Source organism: Streptomyces sp. NPDC046860, assembly GCF_040645115.1.
In the GTDB taxonomy this organism is placed as follows: domain Bacteria; phylum Actinomycetota; class Actinomycetes; order Streptomycetales; family Streptomycetaceae; genus Streptomyces.
On the sequence record NZ_JBEYXQ010000016.1, the window covers coordinates 57,228 to 76,167 of the forward strand.

The window sequence follows — 18,940 nt, forward strand, 5'->3', positions numbered from 1 at the left end:
GATCTTCCCGCCCGTGTGACGAACGAGGCGCGGTGAACGTTCCCTCGGGGCTCGCGTCGTGCGGTGATTCCCTCGAACAGGTGAGTCAGCGTCAGCGGGGCGCCAACGCGTCCCAGCTCAGTGTCACTTCGCCCTGCCGCCAGCGCGCGGGGCCGTCCGTGACCGGCCAGTCGGCCTTCAGGTCCCGGACCGCGCGCATCCAGCGCTGCCGGGCGCCGTAGGAGGCGTAGGGCGCGGCGGCCGCCCAGGCGCGGTCGAAGTCGCGCAGGAAGGCGTGCACCGGCTCGCCCGGCACGTTGCGGTGGATCAGCGCCTTCGGCAGCCGCTCGGCCAGGTCGGAGGGGCGCTCCAGCGAGCCGAGCCGGGTGGCGAAGGTGACCGTGCGCGGGCCCTCGGGGCCGAGCGCCACCCAGACGTGGCGCCGCCCGATCTCGTCGCAGGTGCCCTCCACCAGCAGCCCGCCGCGCGAGCCCGCGCCCGCCGGGGCCAGCCGCGCGCACAGGCCCTGCCACACGGCGGCGACCTGCTCCTCGTCGTACTGGCGCAGCACGTTGGCGGCCCGGATCAGCGCCGGGCGGCCGGGCACGGGGATCTCGAAGCCACCGTGCCGGAAGGTGAGCCCGTCGCGCTCGTAGGGCCTGGCCGCGGCGACCCGCTCCGGTTCGATCTCGACGCCGACCACGCGCGCGTGCGGCGCGACGGTACGGAGCCTGCCGAGCAGCTCCACGGCGGTCCAGGGCGCCGCCCCGTACCCGAGGTCGATGGCCAGGGGGTCTGCGGCGCGGCGCAGTTCGGCGCCGTGCGTGGCCGCGATCCAGCGGTCCATGCGGCGCAGCCGGTTGGGGTTGGTCGTCCCGCGCGTCACGGTGCCCTGGGGGCGAGAGGTCGTGCGGGATGCCATGTCTACGAGGGTAAGCGGGCGGAGCGACGACCTTCGACCGAACGGTTGAGCGAGTGCGGGTCATGATTGGGTAAAACCGCTTGATCGGGAAATGGGAAGAACCCCCTCCGCTGTTGCACCCCTCGGAGGACTCGGACAGTCCCCCGGCAGGCGTGCCCGACCGAGGAGGAAGCCCAGTGAGCCAGTACGTCAGCAGGCTCGGGCGGCGCTCCCCGGCGACGCCCCCGCGGCTGAGGCTGCACCGCAGGCCCCGCCGGGTCGCCATGCTCTCCGTGCACACCTCGCCCCTGCACCAGCCCGGCACCGGCGACGCGGGCGGCATGAACGTCTACATCGTCGAGCTGGCCCAGCGGCTGGCCGCGATCAACATCGAGGTGGAGATCTTCACCCGGGCCACGTCCGGCGACCTCGCCCCCAAGGTGGAGCTCGCCCCCGGCGTCCTCGTCCGGCACGTCGACGCCGGGCCCTACGAGGGCCTGGCCAAGGAGGAGCTGCCCGCCCAGCTCTGCGCCTTCACCCACGGCGTGATGCAGGCGTGGGCCGGCCACCGCCCCGGCTACTACGACCTCGTCCACTCCCACTACTGGCTCTCCGGCCACGTCGGCTGGCTCGCCGCCCAGCGCTGGGGCGTGCCCCTGGTGCACGCCATGCACACCATGGCCAAGGTCAAGAACGCCAGCCTGGCCCACGGCGACACCCCCGAGCCCGCCGCCCGCGTCATCGGCGAGACCCAGATCGTCTCCGCCGCCCGCCGCCTCATCGCCAACACCACGGAGGAGGCCGCGGAACTCGTCCGGCACTACGACGCCGACCCGGCCAAGGTCGCCGTCGTCCACCCCGGGGTCAACCTCGACCGCTTCCGCCCCCTCGACGGCCGCGCCGCCGCCCGCGCCCGCCTCGGGCTACCCCAGGACGCGCTGATACCGCTCTTCGCGGGCCGGATACAGCCGCTGAAGGCCCCTGACGTGCTGCTCCACGCCGTCGCCCGCCTGCTGGAGGAGCGGCCGGAGCTGCGCCGCAACATCGTCGTGCCCGTCGTCGGCGGCCCCAGCGGCAGCGGTCTCGCCAAGCCCGAGGGGCTCCAGAAGCTCGCCGCCCGGCTCGGCATCGCGGACGTCGTGCGGTTCCGGCCGCCGGTCGGGCAGGAGCAGCTCGCGGACTGGTTCCGGGCCGCGTCCGTGCTGGTCATGCCGTCCTACAGCGAGTCCTTCGGGCTCGTCGCCATCGAGGCGCAGGCGGCCGGCACCCCGGTGCTCGCGGCCGCGGTCGGCGGTCTGCCGGTGGCCGTGCGCGACGGCGAGACCGGCTTCCTCGTCCAGGGCCACGACCCGGCCGACTACGCGCGCGTGCTGCGCCGCTTCGCCGACGACCCCGGCCTGTCCGGCCGGACCGGCGCGGCCGCCGCCCGGCACGCCCTCGGCTTCGGCTGGGACGCCTCGGCCGCCGCCACCGCCGACGTCTACGCGGCCGCGACCCAGTCCCACCGCCGTCGCGTACGCTCGCAGCATGGCTGAGACCGAGGCGACGGAGCGGGCCGCGCGAACCGTCGAGGACGCGCTGAAGGACGCCGGGCTGGAGTGGGAGAGCCCCAAAGCGGGCTCCTACGTCGTCAAACTCCCCGGCACCGCCAAGCTCTCCACCACCGTCTCGCTGCTGGTGGGCCGTCACACCCTCTCCCTGAACGCCTTCGTCGTCCGGCACCCCGACGAGAACGAGGCGGGCGTCCACCGCTGGCTCCTGGAGCGCAACCTCAAGCTGTACGGCGTGAGTTACGCGGTCGACCGGCTCGGCGACGTCTACGTCACCGCCCGCCTCCCGCTCGCCGCCGTCACCCCGGAGGAGATCGACCGCCTGCTCGGCCAGGTGCTCGAAGCCGCCGACGGCGCCTTCAACACCCTGCTCGAACTCGGCTTCGCCTCCGCGATCCGCCGCGAGCACGCCTGGCGCGTCTCACGCGGCGAGTCCACCCGGAACCTGGACGCCTTCGCGCACCTGCTGCGCGACAACTGAGGCTCTTCTAGCGGCTGTTGCGGTAGCGCCCCGGGGTGACCCCCACCAGCTTCTTGAAGTGCCGGGTCAGATGGGCCTGGTCGTAGAACCCGCTGGCCACCGCCACCTGGCCCGGCGTCATCCCGTCCAGCAGCAGCCGGCGGGCCCGGCCGATCCGGCGCGAGGTCAGGTACCGGTGCGGGGCGATGCCGTAGGCGGCACCGAACGCCCGCACCAGATGGGCGGGATGGGCGTGCAGCAGCCCGGCCGCGTCGGTCAGGGTGAGGCCGTCGGTGAGGTGCGCGTCGAGGAGTTCGCGCAGCTCGCGTGCCAGTACGGGATCGGGGCGCGGGGGTTCGGGGTCGCGGTGGCGCAGGTGGTCCCGCAGGCGCTCGCCGATCAGCGCCAGCCCGCTCTCCGCCGCCAGTTCCTCGCCCGGCACGGCCAGCGCCCGGTGCAGCCGCCCCACCCGCGCCCGCAGTTCCGGGTCGCGCAGGTCGGGCCCGTCGACGGCGGGGCCGATGAGGTCGTGGCTGAGGCGGCTGCCGTCCAGATAGAGGACCCGCTTGCGGAAGCCGTGCGGGGTGGCGGGGGAGCCGTTGTGCGGGACGTGCGGCGGCAGCAGCGTGACCGTGTCGCGCGGGGTGCCGTGCTCGTGCCGGTCCAGGTCGTACCGTACGGCGCCGTCGTCGACGATCAGCAGCGTCCAGGCGTCGTGGACGTGCATCGGGTACGCGTACTCGGTGAACCGGGCGTGGAAGACCTCCACGACACCCGGCACGGACGGGCGCCACGCGGAGACTTCCGGCTGGTGAGCGGGCTGGTGAGCGGGCTGGTGTGCGGGCTCGTGAGCGGGCTGATGTGCGGCCACGCAAGAAACGTACAAGACCCGGCGGGCCGGCGGTCGGCAGTCTCGGGGGCATGAGTGAACAGCCCCTGCGTTTCGACACCAAGATCGCCGTGCTCCTGCGGGACGACCTCGCCCCCTGGCAGCGCCTCAACGTCACGTCGTTCCTGGTCAGCGGCCTGGGAAGCCAGGTCCCCGAGGTGATCGGCGCCCCGTACGAGGACGCCGACGGGGTCGGCTACCTGCCGATGTTCCGCCAGCCGGTCCTGGTCTTCGAGGCGACCAAGGAGGTCCTGCGGGCCGCCCACACGCGGGTGCTGAGCCGCTCGCTGCCCCGCGCGGTCTTCACCGCCGACCTCTTCTCGACCGGCAACGACACCGACAACCGGGCGGCCGTACGGGCCGTACCCACCGCCGACCTGGATCTGGTCGGCCTGGCGGTGTACGGCCCGAAGGGCGGCGTGGACAAGGTGGTGAAGGGGGCGCGGATGCACCCGTAGCCCGGCCGCCCGGGGTCAGGCGGCCTTCTCGACGGAGGGGCGGGCCGGGGCGGCCGCCACCGTGGTGATCTCCGCCGTCTCCACCGGCAGCCCGCGCATCAGCACCGCGTACCCCAGACCCGCCGCCGTGCCGATGACGGCGCACGCCCCCCAGAGCCACCGCGCGCCGAAGTGGTCGATGACCGCGCCGGACATGAGCGGGGCGACGAGGGCGGCGACCGACCAGGAGAGGCTGTAGACGCCCTGGTAGCGGCCGCGCCCGTGGACGGGGGAGAGGCGGACGACGAGACCGGTCTGGGTGGGAGCGTTGACGATCTCGGCGAGGGTCCACACGCAGACGGTGAGCGCGAAGACGCCGACCGACCCGGCGAAAGCGGTGAGGCCGAAGCCGTAGCCCGCGAGCACCGAGGAGAGCACGAGCAGCCGGCGCGGATCGCGGTGCTCGATGAAGCGGGTGACCGGGATCTGCAGGGCGACGATCAGGACGCCGTTGACGGCGATGGCGGTGCCGTAGTCGGCGGGGGTGAACCCCGCCTGCCCCATGGCGACCGGGAGGCCGACCGAGCCCTGCTGGAAGACGAGGGCGACGAGGAAGCACAGGCCGACGACGGCCATGTAACGCCGGTCGCGCAGCACGGTGCCGAGACCGACCTCGGGCTGCCCGGCCTCCTCGGCGGCGGGCGCGGGCCGGGACTCGGGCAGCTTGAGGAAGACGAGGACCGCGCAGGCGAGCGTCATCCCGGCCTCGATGAGGAAGCCGGCGAGATAACTGAACTCGGCGATGAACCCGGCGGCGACGGAGGAGACCGCGAAGCCGAGGTTGAGCGCCCAGTAGTTCAGCGAGAAGGCCCGCACCCGGTCCTCCGGGCGCACGATGTCGGCCATCATCGCCTGCACCGCGGGCCGGGAGGCGTTGGAGGCGGCGCCCACCAGGAAGGCGACGGCGGCGATGGCCACCGGGTCGTGCATGAAGCCGAGCAGCGCGACGGACGCGGCGGTGCCGAGCTGGGCGATCAGCAGGGTGGGCCGGCGGCCGAGCCGGTCGGCCATGACCCCGCCGCCGAGCGAGGAGACGACCCCGCCCAGGCCGTGCAGGGCGGCGACGAGACCGGCGTAGGAGGCGGAGTAGCCGCGGTCCAGGGTGAGGTAGAGCGCCATGAAGGTGGCGACGAAGGCGCCGAGCCGGTTGACCAGCGTGCTGGCCCACAGCCACCAGAAGGCGCGGGGCAGACCGGAGACGGAGGACCGTACGGCGGCGACGAGCCGGCCCGGTGCGGCGGTGGACATGGACGGGACCCCCCGGTAAGTGGCGCTTGCGGTAAGCGGAACTTACTCCCGCGGGGTTGTCGGAGGCCACTCAATTAACAGAAGCCGTCAAGTGTCAGCGGCCCGCCGGCGCCCCGGAGGGGTGGATTACGCTCTGAGGCATGGCCGACGCACCGTACAAGCTGATCCTCCTCCGCCACGGCGAGAGCGAGTGGAACGCGAAGAACCTGTTCACCGGCTGGGTGGACGTCAACCTCAACGAGAAGGGCGAGAAGGAGGCGGTCCGCGGTGGCGAGCTCCTGAAGGACGCCGATCTCCTGCCCGACGTGGTCCACACGTCGCTCCAGAAGCGCGCGATCCGCACGGCCCAGCTCTCGCTGGAGGCCGCGGACCGCCACTGGATCCCGGTCAACCGCAGCTGGCGCCTGAACGAGCGCCACTACGGCGCCCTGCAGGGCAAGGACAAGGCGGCGACGCTGGCCGAGTTCGGCGAGGAGCAGTTCATGCTCTGGCGCCGCTCCTACGACACCCCGCCGCCGCCGCTCCCGCGCGACGCGGAGTACTCCCAGTTCGACGACGCCCGCTACGCGGACCTCCCCCCGGAGATCCGTCCGCAGACGGAGTGCCTCAAGGACGTCGTGGAGCGCATGCTCCCCTACTGGTACGACGACATCGTCCCCGACCTCCTCGACGGCCGCACCGTCCTGGTCGCCGCCCACGGCAACTCGCTGCGCGCCCTGGTCAAGCACCTGGACGGCATCTCCGACGAGGACATCGCGGGCCTGAACATCCCCACGGGCATCCCGCTCTACTACGAGCTCGACGCCGACTTCAAGCCGCTCACCCCCGGCGGCAAGTACCTCGACCCGGAAGCGGCCAAGTCCGCGATCGAGGCCGTGAAGAACCAGGGCAAGAAGAAGTAGGCCCGCACGAACAAGCCCCCTAGTCGCGATTTCTCCGCGAGTAGGGGGCTTGTTGCTGCTTCACGTCGGTGCTGGTGGGCGCCGTCGTCACGGTGACGCACCGGACCGGGACGGCGGCCCGGCGGACGGCGTGAGCGGGGCCGGGTGTCCGCGCGGGCCGTACGCGGGTCAGATCTGGAGCGGTACCGGGTGCACCTCGTCGGGGCTGTGCCCGGTGCGCTCGTGGATGCGCTGGACCGCCTCGGCCGAGGGGGCCTCGGACAGGCAGTAGACCGTGCCCGACTCCGGGTCCGCCCAGGCGGCCTCGAAGTGCACGTTCTCCTCCTGCTCGATGTCGAGGTCGGCCTGGTGGGCGCGTGCCAGTTCGTCGGCCGTGATGCCTTCCATGCCGTGGTGGACGTCCATGAACTTGCTCATGGTCACACCTCCTTGCGAAGTCCCTCCCTCCACTCTGGGCCCGCACGTCCACCGGGGCGACTCGTTCACCGGTACCGACGCGTCCACCGGTACGCCGAGGGGCCCCGGACTCCTCCGGGGCCCCTCGACCGCCCTCGTCCTCAGCCGCACTGGCAGGGCGCGCCCTGCTGGCAGCCGCAGCCGCAGCCCGAGCCGCAGCCGCAGGCGGCCACCAGCGGCAGGCTTCTGGGCCGGGCGGCCTGGTCGGTGTCGCGGTCCTGGGCGGGGTCGGGCGTGGTGCTCGGGGATTCGGGCATGGCTCCTCCTCGACACGGGGGCCAGGTGCCCCCGCCCATTTCATGCCCGCCGTACTGGGCGCATCAACGGCGCACGGATGCGCCCGCACGCCGCGCCCCACCACCGCAAGCCCCCTGCGCGCGTGCTCCCTGGCGTGGAGAGCGGCCGCTCTCAGCAGTTCGCGCTGTACCGGACACACCCCGGTGCCGAGTGGCTCTTCTCCCAGTCGTGATGCTCGCTCGCCAGCACACCGCCCAGCAGGAGGGCGAGCAGCAGGTGGGCGATCGCCGTCCAGCGGGCGCGGAAGACCGCCGCGAGGACGGCCAGGACGACCACCACGATCCGCCACACCTGCAGACGGTCGATGAACGCGAGGTGGGCCGCGTCGATCCGCGCCTGGTCACCCTGCGCCGCCCACACCTCCAGGCCGACGCCGTATATCGCGTCCAGCACCACCCAGGCGGTCTCCAGCAGGAAGAGCGGGATGGCAAAGGCGAGATCGACACCCAGGCGTGTCCTGCGCGACCAGGGGAGCCGGCGTCTCGGCGCCGGACGGGATTCGGTCATGGACGCAGAGTGCGGGGGACGGCGGAGCCGCACAGGAGTACGGGTACTCAACCCGCCCCCGGCACCGCCCGGCACCCCCCGGCACCGCCCGGCACCCGTCCGGCACCCGTCCGGCCCCCCGGAGGGCGTCTCAGCCAGCCGTCCCCTCCTGCTGGATCTCGTCCGCGTGTTCGCCCGTCACCAGGTACACCACCCGCTTCGCCACGGCCACCGCGTGGTCCGCGTAGCGCTCGTAGTAGCGGCCCAGCAGGGTCACGTCGACCGCCGTCTCGATGCCGTGCTTCCAGCGGTCGTCGATCAGGTGCTGGAAGAGGGTGCGGTGCAGCAGGTCCATCTCGTCGTCGTCCTGCTCCAGCTGGAGCGCGAGGTCGACGTCCTTGGTGATGATGACCTCCGCCGCCTTCGCCATGAGGCGCTGCGCGAGCTGGCCCATCTCCAGGATGGTGGCGTGCAGGTCCTGGGGGACCGCGCGCTCGGGGAACCGCAGCCGGGTCAGTTTGGCGACGTGCTGGGCCAGGTCGCCCGAGCGCTCCAGGTCGGCCGACATCCTCAGCGAGGTGACGACGATGCGCAGGTCCGTCGCCACCGGCTGCTGCCGCGCCAGCAGGGCTATCGCCCGCGCCTCCAGGTCGTGCTGGAGTTCGTCGACCCGCTGGTCGGCCTCGATCACGCTCTCGGCCAGCTTCAGGTCGGCGTCCAGGATGGCGGTGGTGGCGCGTCCGATGGCGGAGCCGACCAGCCGGGCCATCTCCACCAGACCGTCGCCGATCGAGTCCAGTTCCTCGTGGTACGCGTCCCGCATCAGGTTCCCTCTCCTACTACGTGTCGTCAGGGGCCCCAAGTACCTGGCCGGAACCCACGCTCCCACGTTCCGGCCCGCACGCGTCCGTTTCCGCCCTCCGGAATGAACCGGCACTGGATGGAAGGTGAACTCTGGGCGACGAGTGCCCGAGGCCGCACCACGGCGGCTGTGGTCAGGGCGTACGTCATGCCTAACCTTGTGACATGGACGTGAACGCGGCGGTCGCCGCAGTGGCGGCGATCGGTGGGGTGCTCACCGGTGTCATCGCCATGCTGGCGTTCCGCTGGAGCGAACGCGACCTGAAGCGCCCCACCCGTACCTCCCTGCACACCGACGCGGTGCTGCCGCCCGGCGTGGACACCGTGCTGTCGGTGCTCCGCTCCTCCGCGGTCGTCCTCGACGAGGCCGACGCCGTGGTCAAGGCCAGCTCCGCCGCGTACGCCCTCGGCCTCGTCCGGGGCGGCAAGCTCGCCGTCGAGCCGATGCTCCAGATGGCCCGCGACACCCGGCGCGACGGGGAGATACGCCAGGTCGAGCTGGACCTGCCCCGGCGCGGCACCGGACGGGGCGAGGCCCTGGCGGTGTCCGCCCGCGTGGCCCCGCTCGGCTCCCGGCTGGTGCTGCTGCTGGTCGAGGACCTGACCGAGGCCCGCCGCATCGAGGCGGTACGCCGTGACTTCGTGGCCAATGTGAGCCACGAGCTGAAGACCCCCGTAGGAGCGCTCTCGCTGCTCTCCGAGGCCGTCATGGACGCCTCCGACGAGCCGGAGGCGGTCCAGCGCTTCGCCGGGCGCATGCAGATCGAGGCGACCCGGCTGACCAACCTGGTCCAGGAGCTGATCGACCTCTCCCGGGTGCAGAACGACGACCCGCTGGAGGACGCCGAGCCGGTGCGTGTGGACGAGCTGGTCGCCGAGGCCGTCGACCGCTGCCGCCACCAGGCCGGTACGAAGCAGATCAACATGGCCACCGCCATCCAGGACCCGGCACGGGCCGACCAGGCCCGCGCCGGCCTGCACGTCTGGGGCAACCGGGGTCAGCTCGCGGCCGCCCTCGGGAACCTGGTCGAGAACGCCGTCAACTACTCCCCGGCCCACACCCGCGTCGGCATCTCCGCCCGCCGGGTCGCCGCCCCCGGCGGCGACCTGATCGAACTCGCCGTCACCGACCAGGGCATCGGCATCACCGACAAGGACAAGGAGCGCATCTTCGAGCGCTTCTACCGCGTCGACCCGGCCCGCTCGCGCGCCACCGGCGGCACCGGCCTCGGCCTCGCCATCGTCAAGCACGTGGTCGCCTCGCACGGCGGCGAGGTCACGGTGTGGAGCGCCGAGGGCCAGGGCTCCACCTTCACCCTCCGGCTGCCGGAGGCGGGCGTCGCCCGCGACCGCGCGGCCAGGCACCCGGATCTCGACGACGAGTCCGGTAGCGCCGATCCTTCCCCGTACGCTCCGCTTCCCTCCCCGGAGGTCCTTCCGTGACCCGAGTGCTCGTCGTCGAGGACGAGGAGTCCTTCTCCGACGCCCTGTCGTACATGCTGCGCAAGGAGGGCTTCGAGGTCGCCGTCGCCGCGACCGGCCCCGACGGCCTGGACGAGTTCGAGCGCAACGGCGCCGACCTGGTCCTGCTCGACCTGATGCTGCCGGGGCTCCCCGGTACGGAGGTGTGCCGTCAGCTGCGCGGCCGCTCCAACGTCCCGGTGATCATGGTGACCGCCAAGGACAGCGAGATCGACAAGGTCGTCGGCCTGGAGATAGGGGCCGACGACTACGTGACCAAGCCCTTCTCCTCGCGTGAGCTGGTCGCCCGTATCCGGGCCGTGCTGCGCAGGCGCGGCGAGCCGGAGGAGGTCACCCCGGCCGCGCTGGAGGCGGGCCCGGTCCGGATGGACGTCGACCGCCATGTGGTGACGGTGTCCGGGGCCAAGGTCGACCTGCCGCTGAAGGAGTTCGACCTGCTGGAGATGCTGCTGCGCAACGCGGGCCGGGTGCTCACCCGGATGCAGCTCATCGACCGGGTGTGGGGCGCCGACTACGTGGGCGACACCAAGACCCTCGACGTCCATGTGAAGCGGCTGCGCGCCAAGATCGAGCCCGACCCCGGCGCCCCGCGCTATCTGGTGACGGTGCGCGGGCTGGGCTACAAGTTCGAGCCGTAGACCGCGGGCGGACCGGGGATACGAACGAGGGGGCACCCGGACCGGGTGCCCCCTTCGTGTTCGGTGTGCGCGCGGCTCAGTTGCCGGCGGCCGACTGCGACGCGGAGTCGCTCGGGGACGCGGCCGAGCCGCCGGCTGCCGGGGCGGAGGCCGAGGCCGGGGCGCTCGCCTTGTCACCCTCGGGCTTTCCGCTCGCCGAGGGGGAGCCCGACGGGGAGGAGCTCGCGGCGGCCGGCGCGGACGGCACCTCGCTCGGGCCCCAGCCGCTGAAGTAGCTGGTCGCCGGGACGACGAAGGCGCGCAGGCTGACCGCGCCGGTCTGGCTGAAGGTGAAGGTGATCTTCTGCGCGTTGCCGTTCTGGACCGACTCGCGGCCGCTGGCCAGGATCGCGGAGGCGTTGTCCTTGCCGCCGACGACGAGCCGGCCGTGCGCCGGGACGACCAGCTTCTGGCCCTTGGCGGGCTTCAGCTCGACCTTCTGGTCGCTGCCCTCGACGGCGACCGACTGGAGGGTCTGGTCGGTCGTGCCGTCGTTGAACAGCGTGGCGGCCACGGCGGCCGGGCCGTCGGCCTTGGCGTCGGGCTGAGTGATCACCAGGGCGTTCTGGACCTTGATGACGCCGACACTGGTCGCCGCGTTGTCCGGCTTGATCTCCAGGGTCTGCGCGTTGTTGCCGGCGCCGCACGCGGCGAGCGAGGCGATCGAGAAAGCGATGGCGGATGCGGCGAGGGCGCCGCGTCGAAGGCTGCTGCTCACGGCGGCGGCAACTCCTTGAACGCAGGGGCAGCTTGTCTTGTAAAGCCACCTTAAGGATCTGTCAGCGCCCTCAGGCTACCGAGCCGTTCACGAGCCGTGGCACCCGACCCTCCCCAAGTGTCCGGCTTCCCTTCCGGCGGAGGTGTCCGCGGCGCCGCGGGACGCCCCCGGGAGGCATTGCCCGAACGCCTGTCCGTCATTCGGATAACCCCGGGGAGTGCCGTCGACGGCATCCGGGTGACACTCCGCGACACTCCCGGCGGCATTTTCGTGAAGGAATACGCGCGTGTCCGGAATTGATCACAGCCCGGTGGCGTGATCAATTCCGGATTCGTCTCGTACCCGACTCCGGTCATCGAACGCAGGGACGGAAGTCGTACGCTTGGAAGTGGGCAAAACGGGACATTCGACCGATCGGAGCGGCTCTCTGGGGCGCGTGACGTACATGTTTCACCGCGCGCACAGAGCTGCCCCCACCTGCGAATTCCCGGTTCCGGGAGTGGTCCGCAGCACGTCCGTGTTGGTGTTGTCAAGCCCCGAGATATGCCCTGACCTGCGAAAACGCCATTCAGAAGACGCCGTATCCGTGTTACCCTGGATAGCCACGGAAGGGGTACCTGTCACATGACGTTCAAGGTTGGCGACACCGTGGTCTATCCCCATCACGGGGCCGCGCTGATCGAGGCTATCGAAACTCGTCAGATCAAAGGCGTGGACAAGACCTACTTGGTGCTGAAGGTCGCCCAGGGCGACCTGACGGTACGTGTGCCAGCGGACAATGCGGAGTTCGTCGGCGTGCGTGATGTGGTCGGTCAGGACGGGCTGGACCGGGTCTTCGAGGTGCTGCGCGCGCCGTACGCCGAGGAGCCCACGAACTGGTCGCGCCGCTACAAGGCAAATCTGGAGAAGCTGGCGTCCGGCGATGTCATCAAGGTCGCGGAAGTCGTGCGTGACCTGTGGCGCCGTGAGCGCGAGCGCGGTCTCTCCGCCGGTGAGAAGCGCATGCTCGCCAAGGCCCGCCAGATCCTGGTGAGCGAGCTGGCCCTCGCGGAGAACACCAACGAGGACAAGGCCGAGGCCCTGCTCGACGAGGTACTCGCCTCCTGACGCGTGAGCGGGCGGTGTGCCCCGCCTGCTCCACAGTCCGGCGCAGCAGAAATGCCGTGGTGCCCGATGACACTCACCCTGTCGCCGGGCGCTGCGGCATATTCGTCCCCCCAAGCGTTCCCCCCGCACCCGGCTGCACTCGATGCGGTTTCCGTACCGTGTTCTGCCCCTGCTCATCGCGCCTGGGGCGGACGGCTCGACCGCGGTCACGGAAAGGGTCGGCCGAGGCGTCACGTCCAGGCGCTCCTCCAGGCCATACCCACCGGGCCCGAGCACACAAACCTGACAGGAACCGATGTCTGACGAAACGCGCCCCGCGCACGCCGAGCCGCGCCGGGACAGCCGTGTCGCCGCCGTGATTCCCGCCGCCGGCCGGGGCGTACGCCTCGGACCGGGCGCTCCCAAGGCACTCCGCGCGCTGAACGGCACGCCCATGCTGATCCACGCGATCCGCGCCCTGGCCGCCTCCCGGCACGTCTCCCTCGTGGTCGTCGTCGCCCCGCCGGACGGCGCCGCCGAGGTCAAGTCGCTGCTGGACGCGCACGCGCTGCCCGAGCGCACGGACTTCCTGGTCGTCCCCGGCGGGGAGAGCCGCCAGGAGTCGGTCCGCCTGGGCCTTAACGCCCTGCCGCCCGACTACGACGTCGTCCTCGTGCACGACGCGGCCCGCCCCCTCGTCCCCGTCGACACCGTGGACACGGTCGTCGAGGCGGTGCGCGACGGCTCCCCGGCCGTGGTCCCGGCGCTGCCGCTGGCCGACACCGTCAAGGAGGTCGAGCCCGCGGGCACCCCCGGCGAGCCCGAGCCGGTGCTCGGCACGCCCGAGCGGGCCCGGCTGCGCGCCGTACAGACCCCGCAGGGCTTCGACCGGGCCACCCTGGTGCGCGCCCACGAGAGCGTCACCGAGGACGTCACCGACGACGCGAGCATGGTCGAGCGGCTGGGCGAGCGGGTCGTGACCGTGCCCGGCCACGAGGAGGCCTTCAAGGTCACCCGTCCCCTCGACCTCGTCCTCGCCGAGGCGGTCCTGGCCCGCAGGAGGCTCAACGATGGCTTCTGAGATCCCCGCGCCGGCGCCCGCCCTGCCCCAGGTGGGCATCGGCACCGACATCCACGCCTTCGAGGACGGCCGCGAGCTGTGGTGCGCCGGGCTCAAGTGGGAGGACTCCGGGCCGGGCCTGGCCGGGCACTCCGACGCGGACGTCGTCGCGCACGCCGCCTGCAACGCGCTGTTCTCCGCCGCCGGGCTCGGTGACCTGGGACAGCACTTCGGCACCGGCCGGCCCGAGTGGTCCGGCGCGTCCGGGGTCACCCTGCTCACCGAGGCCGCCCGGATCGTGCGGGAGGCGGGCTTCGCCATCGGCAACGTCGCCGTGCAGGTCGTCGGGCCGCGCCCGAAGATCGGCAAGCGGCGGGACGAGGCGCAGCAGATCCTCAGCGCCGCCGCCGGCGCCCCGGTCTCCGTGTCCGGCGCGACCACCGACGGGCTCGGCTTCCCGGGCCGGGACGAGGGACTGATGGCCGTCGCCACGGCTCTCGTGCTGCGCGTGTCGTAAGGGACGTGTGCGGGTACCCGCACAGCCATCGTCGATTGAGGAGGATCTTCATGTCCGCAGCCCTGTCCGACCGGCTCAAGTCCCTGCTGGACACCCGCGTGTTCATCGTCGTGGGAACCGTCCAGCCCGACGGCAGCCCGCAGATGTCACCGGTGTGGGTGAAGCGGGACGGGGACGACGTCCTCGTCTCCACCACGGTCGACCGGCGCAAGGAGAAGAACCTCAGGCGCGACCCGCGGGTCACCGTCGTCGTCGTGGACCCGGAGAACCCCTACATGTACGCCGAGATCCGCGGCACCGCCGAGATGACCACCGAGGGCGGCCAGGCGCTCATCGACGAGCTGTCGCTGAAGTACACCGGCAAGAAGTACGCGGAGTTCAACCCGGCCTCCGTCCACGACGCCGAGCGGGTCGTCGTGCGGATCACCCCGCGCAAGGTGGTCGGCAGCCTCTGAGAGGCGGCGCGGGACGGCGGTTTTCCCGTCCGGGCGCATTGCATCGCAATGCGCCTACTACCCTGGTGTGGTGACCATTCGCCTGTACGACACCAGCGCCCGGCAGATCCGCGACTTCACCCCGGTCCGGCCGGGCTGTGTCTCGATCTACCTGTGTGGCGCCACCGTGCAGGCCGCACCGCACATCGGGCACATCCGCTCCGGCCTGAACTTCGACATCATGCGCCGCTGGTTCGAGTACCGCGGCTACGACGTGACGTTCATCCGCAACGTCACGGACATCGACGACAAGATCATCGCCAAGGCCCGCGAGCAGAAGCGCCCCTGGTGGGCGATCGGCTACGAGAACGAGCGGGCGTTCAACGACGCGTACGCCGCCCTCGGTTGCCTGCCGCCCACCTACGAGCCCCGCGCCACCGGCCACATCACCGAGATGATCGAGATGATGCGGGGCCTCATCGAGCGCGGTCACGCCTACGAGTCCGAGGGCAACGTCTACTTCGACGTGCGCTCCTTCGCGGACTACCTGGAGCTGTCCCGGCAGGAGCTGGACAACCTGCTCCAGCCGTCGGGCGAGGGTGAGACCGGCAAGCGGGACCCGCGCGACTTCGCCATGTGGAAGGCGGTCAAGCCGGGCGAGCCGAGCTGGCCGACGCCCTGGGGGCCCGGCCGCCCCGGCTGGCACCTGGAGTGCTCGGCCATGGCGCACAAGTACCTGGGCACCGTCTTCGACGTCCACGGCGGCGGCCTGGACCTGATCTTCCCGCACCACGAGAACGAGATCGCCCAGGCCAGGGCCTTCGGCGACGAATTCGCGCGGTACTGGGTGCACAACGCGTGGGTGACCATGGCGGGCGACAAGATGTCCAAGTCGCTCGGCAACAGCGTGCTGGTCTCCGAGATGGTCAAGCAGTGGCGTCCCATCGTCCTGCGCTACTACCTCGGCACCCCGCACTACCGCTCGATGATCGAGTACAGCGAGGAGTCGCTGCGCGAGGCCGAGGTCGCGTTCGCGCGCATCGAGGGCTTCGTCCAGCGCGCGCTGGAGAAGGCCGGGGGCGAGGTCGAACCGGCCGCCGAGGTGCCGCCGGCCTTCGCCGAGGCGATGGACGACGACCTGGGCGTGCCGCAGGCCCTGGCCGTGGTGCACACCACCGTCCGGCAGGGCAACAGCGCCCTGGCCGCCGACGACAAGGAAGCGGCCGTCGCCCGCCTCGCCGAGGTGCGGGCCATGCTCGGCGTGCTCGGACTCGACCCGCTGGACCCCCAGTGGGCCGGTGAGGGCGGCGAGCGCGGCGAGGACCTCCACGGCGTCGTGGACAGCCTGGTCAGGCTCGTCCTGGAGCAGCGGGAGTCCGCCCGCGGCCGCAAGGACTGGGCCACCGCCGACGCCATCCGCGACCAGCTCGGGCAGTCCGGGCTCGTCGTCGAGGACAGCCCGCAGGGCCCGCGCTGGAGCCTCGGCCCGCGCTAGCAAGCGGCTTGATCGAGTGTGCCGCCCGGCGATCCGGGCGCCACACTGCATACATACGTACGAACGCTCACGGAGAACGGGTAACTCATGGCGAACAACCGCCGCATGTCAGGCAAGAAGGGTGCCCAGGTCGGCAGCGGCGGCCAGCGGCGCCGTGGCCTGGAGGGCAAGGGCCCCACGCCGCCCGCCGAGGCACGCAAGGGCCACGCCAAGCAGCGCGCCGCCGCCGCCAAGGTCCGCCGCGCCCAGGGCCGCCCGCAGCAGCGCAAGGGCGGCGGCCGGTCCACCTCCGAGCTGGTCGTCGGCCGTAACCCGGTGTACGAGGCGCTGCGCGACGGCGTGCCCGCCACCATGCTCTACGTCCAGCAGTTCATCGACAACGACGAGCGCGTCCGCGAGGCCCTCCAGCTCGCCGCCGAGCGCGGCAACATCCACCTCATGGAGGCCCCGCGCCCCGAGCTGGACCGCATGACGAACGGCCTGAACCACCAGGGCCTCGTCCTCCAGGTCCCGCCGTACGAGTACGCGCACCCCGAGGACCTGCCCGCGGCCGCCTACGACAACGCCGAGGACCCGCTGATCGTCGCCCTCGACGGCGTCACCGACCCGCGCAACCTCGGCGCCGTCGTCCGCTCCGTCTCCGCCTTCGGCGGGCACGGCGTGGTCGTGCCCGAGCGCCGCTCGGCCGGTATGAGCGCCGGTGCCTGGAAGTCGTCGGCCGGTGCGGCCGCCCGTACGCCGGTCGCCCGTGCCACCAACCTCACCCGGACCCTGGAGCAGTACAAGAAGGCCGGGATCACGGTGGTCGGCCTGGCCGCCGACGGCGAGGCCGAGGTGGGCGACCTGGCGGCGCTGTCCGGCCCGGTCGTCATCGTGGTCGGCAGCGAGGGCAAGGGCCTGTCCCGCCTGGTCGGCGAGACCTGCGACCACCGGGTCCGCATCCCCATGCCGGGTGGCGCGGAGTCCCTCAACGCCGGTGTCGCGGCCGGTGTGGTGCTGTACGAGGCGTCGCGCCGCCGCTCCTGAACGACCGTTCGGCCATGCCCCCGGATGCGGTAATTCCGGGGGCTGTCGGGCTTTCGCGACGACTTTGACGCGGCCCGGACACATCGGGCCGGTCAAAGCAGTGTCCTAACTCGGCGTCACTCGGTTAGATGAGTGTGGACACCAGAACACCCCGCACACCCACGGGGGACCGCTCGTCGGGATTCGACGACGCTCCCGCGCTGAGCATGGTGAAGGTGCCGAGCGATCCGGCGCAGGTCATCGTCAATCACGCCAGCTTCCGCGTGCAGTTGGGAACGGCCGGCAGGCGCGCGCAGTCCCCGAGAATCGCCCGGCATCTGAGCGCCGCCCAGGACACCGCCGGCATGTCCGCCGTGGGCGGGGCGGCCGGCCGCCGCCGCCCGGTCGTCTGGAGCGGCCGGTCCGCGCCCGACGACACCGGTACCCACCGTCTGCTCCAGGCCGTCCGGGGCAGCAGCGTCCGCCACCCCGAAGAGCCGGCCGGGGCCACCCAGGTCATCCCGCGCCTCGACCAGGGTCACACCGGTTACGCGGACGCCTACGACCAGCTCGACGCCACCGTCGAGACCCCGGTCCTCGGCCACCAGCGCACCGGCCCGGACGGCGGCACCCGGCTGCTGCCCCACATGCGCCCGGTCGGCAGCGCGTACGACGAGCCGCCGTACGACGAACCGCCTTACGAGGGCGACGACTTCGCCCCCGAGGAGCCGCCCGTCCGGCCTCCGGGCTCGCGGGCCGCCCGCCGACACGGGGACGACCTGGCCCGGCACGCGTACTACCCGGGCCGCCGGATGAACCTCGGCGTCGTCCTGCTCCCGCTGCGGGTCTTCCTCGGCTTCATCTCGATCTACGCGGGCATGGGCAAGCTGTGCGATCCCGTCTACTTCGACGGGGGCGAGCGCGGGTCCATGGTCAAGTGGCTCAACGCCCTGCACCCGTGGGACGTGGCCGAGCCGCTGCGCCAGTTCGCCCTGCACCACCCGGTGGGCTCCGGGCTGGTCATCGCGTTCCTCCAGGTCGTGGTCGGTGTGCTGACCATCCTCGGCTGCTGGCAGCGGGTCGCCGCCGCGGTGGGCGCGCTGCTCTCGGCCGCGCTCATCGTCACCGTCAGCTGGCGGACGCTCCCGGCCTACGACGCGCCCGACATCATCTACCTGGCCGCCTGGTCCCCGCTGGTCATCGCGGGCGCCCCGGTCTACTCCGTCGACGGCAGGCTCGCGGGCAGCGCCTGGCGCACCCTCGGCCCGCGCGCCGCCCTCTGGGACCTGCGCCGGTACGTACTGCGCCGGGGCGCGCTGATCACGGCTGTCACGGTCGGCCTGACCCTGCTCGTCGGCTCGCTGCTCGGCGGCGCGGTGCGCGACTCCAGCCGGGTCGTCGTGCCCGGTCCCGGTGAGGCGCCGCGCAACAACCAGCCCGGTGCCCCGCTGCCCTCCGAGCCCGGCACCCAGCGCCGGCAGGCCAGCCCCTCGGCGACCAGCTCGCCCACGGGCGGCGCCTCGGCCGGGGCGAGCCCGTCCGGCGCGGCCGGCACCCCGGGCGCGGACCGCCCGGCCGGCACGGCTCCGGCGGCGCCCAGCCAGACCCAGGGCACCTCGGGTCAGGCCCCGCCCCAGCGGACCGTTCCGACCACGGGCGGCGGCGGTGCCCCCAGCAGCACGGCGGGCCCGACCGGCACGGGCGGGACCACGGCCGGCGGCACCGGCACCGCCACGACGACCGGCGGGAGCGACTCGGGCGGCGGCAGCGACTCCGGCGGTTCCGCCGCGGGTCAGCCCGGCCTGGTGGGCGGTCTGTTCGGCAACTGACCCGGCGACAGCAAGGGCCCCGCACCTCGGCGCGAGGTGCGGGGCCCTTGGCGTCGCCGCGGGGTCCGGCTAGGGCCTTTCTTCCGGATCAGGCCGGTTCGGGCCGACGGT

General features: G+C 72.4%; 21 protein-coding genes. 13 read left to right on the plus strand and 8 right to left on the minus strand.

The window, feature by feature from the left end; translation table 11 throughout:
• Nucleotides 1–91: 91 nt before the first annotated feature.
• A complete protein-coding gene (locus ABZ898_RS22100; RefSeq protein WP_361661432.1) occupies nt 92–901 on the minus strand; it encodes a class I SAM-dependent methyltransferase in 810 nt (269 codons plus the stop codon).
• Nucleotides 902–1,077: 176 nt separating this feature from the next.
• Between ABZ898_RS22100 and mshA the strand changes: the two genes are divergently transcribed.
• On the plus strand, nt 1,078–2,415 hold the full coding sequence (mshA, locus tag ABZ898_RS22105; protein ID WP_361661435.1) for a D-inositol-3-phosphate glycosyltransferase: 1,338 nt from the start codon (nt 1,078–1,080) through the stop codon (nt 2,413–2,415).
• Nucleotides 2,408–2,911 (plus strand): YbjN domain-containing protein, encoded by a 504-nt coding sequence (locus ABZ898_RS22110; RefSeq protein ID WP_361661438.1) that lies wholly within the window; start codon nt 2,408–2,410, stop codon nt 2,909–2,911. The genes mshA and ABZ898_RS22110 overlap by 8 nt, the downstream gene beginning before the upstream one ends.
• Before the next feature lie 7 nt (nt 2,912–2,918).
• Here ABZ898_RS22110 and ABZ898_RS22115 read toward each other — a convergent pair whose 3' ends face one another.
• Nucleotides 2,919–3,671: an AraC family transcriptional regulator gene (locus tag ABZ898_RS22115; protein ID WP_361661656.1), complete on the minus strand. Its 753-nt coding sequence runs from the start codon at nt 3,669–3,671 to the stop codon at nt 2,919–2,921.
• Nucleotides 3,672–3,811: 140 nt separating this feature from the next.
• Between ABZ898_RS22115 and ABZ898_RS22120 the strand changes: the two genes are divergently transcribed.
• Nucleotides 3,812–4,237: a DUF2000 domain-containing protein gene (locus ABZ898_RS22120; RefSeq protein WP_361661441.1), complete on the plus strand. Its 426-nt coding sequence runs from the start codon at nt 3,812–3,814 to the stop codon at nt 4,235–4,237.
• A 15-nt stretch (nt 4,238–4,252) separates the two neighbouring features.
• On the opposite strand, the gene ABZ898_RS22125 is transcribed toward ABZ898_RS22120, so the two are convergent.
• A complete protein-coding gene (locus ABZ898_RS22125; protein ID WP_361661444.1) occupies nt 4,253–5,524 on the minus strand; it encodes an MFS transporter in 1,272 nt (423 codons plus the stop codon).
• A gap of 140 nt (nt 5,525–5,664) precedes the next feature.
• On the opposite strand from ABZ898_RS22125, the gene ABZ898_RS22130 reads away from it, so the two are divergent.
• Nucleotides 5,665–6,426, plus strand: coding sequence for a phosphoglyceromutase (locus ABZ898_RS22130; protein WP_361661447.1), 762 nt, complete (start codon nt 5,665–5,667; stop codon nt 6,424–6,426).
• A 168-nt stretch (nt 6,427–6,594) separates the two neighbouring features.
• On the opposite strand, the gene ABZ898_RS22135 is transcribed toward ABZ898_RS22130, so the two are convergent.
• The 4 genes from ABZ898_RS22135 to phoU form a co-directional block, all read right to left on the minus strand.
• A complete protein-coding gene (locus ABZ898_RS22135; protein ID WP_361661450.1) occupies nt 6,595–6,843 on the minus strand; it encodes an SCO4226 family nickel-binding protein in 249 nt (82 codons plus the stop codon).
• Nucleotides 6,844–6,983: 140 nt separating this feature from the next.
• Entirely contained in the window at nt 6,984–7,139 is a 156-nt protein-coding gene (locus ABZ898_RS22140) for a hypothetical protein (protein WP_361661453.1), read from the minus strand.
• Between the two features lie 151 nt (nt 7,140–7,290).
• Complete coding sequence (locus tag ABZ898_RS22145; RefSeq protein WP_361661456.1) at nt 7,291–7,686, minus strand: DUF6234 family protein; 396 nt, start codon at nt 7,684–7,686, stop codon at nt 7,291–7,293.
• Between the two features lie 130 nt (nt 7,687–7,816).
• Nucleotides 7,817–8,488, minus strand: coding sequence for a phosphate signaling complex protein PhoU (gene phoU / locus ABZ898_RS22150; protein WP_361661459.1), 672 nt, complete (start codon nt 8,486–8,488; stop codon nt 7,817–7,819).
• A gap of 203 nt (nt 8,489–8,691) precedes the next feature.
• Here phoU and ABZ898_RS22155 point away from each other — a divergent pair, with 203 nt between their 5' ends.
• Both ABZ898_RS22155 and ABZ898_RS22160 read left to right on the plus strand, forming a co-directional pair.
• Nucleotides 8,692–9,969, plus strand: coding sequence for an ATP-binding protein (locus tag ABZ898_RS22155; protein WP_361661462.1), 1,278 nt, complete (start codon nt 8,692–8,694; stop codon nt 9,967–9,969).
• Complete coding sequence (locus tag ABZ898_RS22160; protein WP_031183999.1) at nt 9,966–10,646, plus strand: response regulator transcription factor; 681 nt, start codon at nt 9,966–9,968, stop codon at nt 10,644–10,646. Before ABZ898_RS22155 ends, ABZ898_RS22160 begins: the two co-directional genes overlap by 4 nt.
• A 76-nt stretch (nt 10,647–10,722) precedes the next feature.
• Here ABZ898_RS22160 and ABZ898_RS22165 read toward each other — a convergent pair whose 3' ends face one another.
• Nucleotides 10,723–11,403, minus strand: coding sequence for a DUF461 domain-containing protein (locus ABZ898_RS22165; RefSeq protein ID WP_361661466.1), 681 nt, complete (start codon nt 11,401–11,403; stop codon nt 10,723–10,725).
• A 624-nt stretch (nt 11,404–12,027) separates the two neighbouring features.
• Between ABZ898_RS22165 and ABZ898_RS22170 the strand changes: the two genes are divergently transcribed.
• From ABZ898_RS22170 to ABZ898_RS22200, 7 genes are all read left to right on the plus strand, one after another.
• Nucleotides 12,028–12,510 (plus strand): CarD family transcriptional regulator, encoded by a 483-nt coding sequence (locus ABZ898_RS22170; protein ID WP_003953493.1) that lies wholly within the window; start codon nt 12,028–12,030, stop codon nt 12,508–12,510.
• A 295-nt stretch (nt 12,511–12,805) separates the two neighbouring features.
• A complete protein-coding gene (ispD, locus tag ABZ898_RS22175) occupies nt 12,806–13,570 on the plus strand; it encodes a 2-C-methyl-D-erythritol 4-phosphate cytidylyltransferase (protein WP_361661469.1) in 765 nt (254 codons plus the stop codon).
• Nucleotides 13,560–14,066: a 2-C-methyl-D-erythritol 2,4-cyclodiphosphate synthase gene (gene ispF / locus ABZ898_RS22180; RefSeq protein WP_361661472.1), complete on the plus strand. Its 507-nt coding sequence runs from the start codon at nt 13,560–13,562 to the stop codon at nt 14,064–14,066. Before ispD ends, ispF begins: the two co-directional genes overlap by 11 nt.
• Nucleotides 14,067–14,116: 50 nt before the next feature.
• The gene (locus ABZ898_RS22185) at nt 14,117–14,521 is read left to right on the plus strand and encodes a PPOX class F420-dependent oxidoreductase (RefSeq protein WP_361661475.1); all 405 of its coding nucleotides are present in this window, start codon (nt 14,117–14,119) and stop codon (nt 14,519–14,521) included.
• Between the two features lie 70 nt (nt 14,522–14,591).
• Nucleotides 14,592–15,995: a cysteine--tRNA ligase gene (cysS, locus tag ABZ898_RS22190; protein ID WP_361661478.1), complete on the plus strand. Its 1,404-nt coding sequence runs from the start codon at nt 14,592–14,594 to the stop codon at nt 15,993–15,995.
• Nucleotides 15,996–16,082: 87 nt separating this feature from the next.
• Nucleotides 16,083–17,021, plus strand: a complete 939-nt coding sequence (gene rlmB / locus ABZ898_RS22195) for a 23S rRNA (guanosine(2251)-2'-O)-methyltransferase RlmB (protein ID WP_361661481.1) — start codon at nt 16,083–16,085, stop codon at nt 17,019–17,021.
• Between the two features lie 128 nt (nt 17,022–17,149).
• Nucleotides 17,150–18,829: a DoxX family membrane protein gene (locus ABZ898_RS22200; RefSeq protein WP_361661483.1), complete on the plus strand. Its 1,680-nt coding sequence runs from the start codon at nt 17,150–17,152 to the stop codon at nt 18,827–18,829.
• Nucleotides 18,830–18,940 lie beyond the last annotated feature (111 nt).

Excerpts from the sequence above, each read along its gene's own strand:
- ABZ898_RS22100 (WP_361661432.1), bottom strand. The coding sequence starts at position 901 with ATGGCATCCCGCACGACCTCTCGCCCCCAGGGCACCGTGACGCGCGGG.
- ABZ898_RS22110 (WP_361661438.1), top strand. The coding sequence starts at position 2,408 with ATGGCTGAGACCGAGGCGACGGAGCGGGCCGCGCGAACCGTCGAGGAC.
- ABZ898_RS22120 (WP_361661441.1), top strand. The coding sequence starts at position 3,812 with ATGAGTGAACAGCCCCTGCGTTTCGACACCAAGATCGCCGTGCTCCTG.
- ABZ898_RS22125 (WP_361661444.1), bottom strand. The coding sequence starts at position 5,524 with ATGTCCACCGCCGCACCGGGCCGGCTCGTCGCCGCCGTACGGTCCTCC.
- ABZ898_RS22130 (WP_361661447.1), top strand. The coding sequence starts at position 5,665 with ATGGCCGACGCACCGTACAAGCTGATCCTCCTCCGCCACGGCGAGAGC.
- ABZ898_RS22135 (WP_361661450.1), bottom strand. The coding sequence starts at position 6,843 with ATGAGCAAGTTCATGGACGTCCACCACGGCATGGAAGGCATCACGGCC.
- ABZ898_RS22140 (WP_361661453.1), bottom strand. The coding sequence starts at position 7,139 with ATGCCCGAATCCCCGAGCACCACGCCCGACCCCGCCCAGGACCGCGAC.
- ABZ898_RS22145 (WP_361661456.1), bottom strand. The coding sequence starts at position 7,686 with ATGACCGAATCCCGTCCGGCGCCGAGACGCCGGCTCCCCTGGTCGCGC.
- phoU (WP_361661459.1), bottom strand. The coding sequence starts at position 8,488 with ATGCGGGACGCGTACCACGAGGAACTGGACTCGATCGGCGACGGTCTG.
- ABZ898_RS22155 (WP_361661462.1), top strand. The coding sequence starts at position 8,692 with ATGGACGTGAACGCGGCGGTCGCCGCAGTGGCGGCGATCGGTGGGGTG.
- ABZ898_RS22170 (WP_003953493.1), top strand. The coding sequence starts at position 12,028 with ATGACGTTCAAGGTTGGCGACACCGTGGTCTATCCCCATCACGGGGCC.
- ispD (WP_361661469.1), top strand. The coding sequence starts at position 12,806 with ATGTCTGACGAAACGCGCCCCGCGCACGCCGAGCCGCGCCGGGACAGC.
- ispF (WP_361661472.1), top strand. The coding sequence starts at position 13,560 with ATGGCTTCTGAGATCCCCGCGCCGGCGCCCGCCCTGCCCCAGGTGGGC.
- ABZ898_RS22185 (WP_361661475.1), top strand. The coding sequence starts at position 14,117 with ATGTCCGCAGCCCTGTCCGACCGGCTCAAGTCCCTGCTGGACACCCGC.
- rlmB (WP_361661481.1), top strand. The coding sequence starts at position 16,083 with ATGGCGAACAACCGCCGCATGTCAGGCAAGAAGGGTGCCCAGGTCGGC.
- ABZ898_RS22200 (WP_361661483.1), top strand. The coding sequence starts at position 17,150 with ATGAGTGTGGACACCAGAACACCCCGCACACCCACGGGGGACCGCTCG.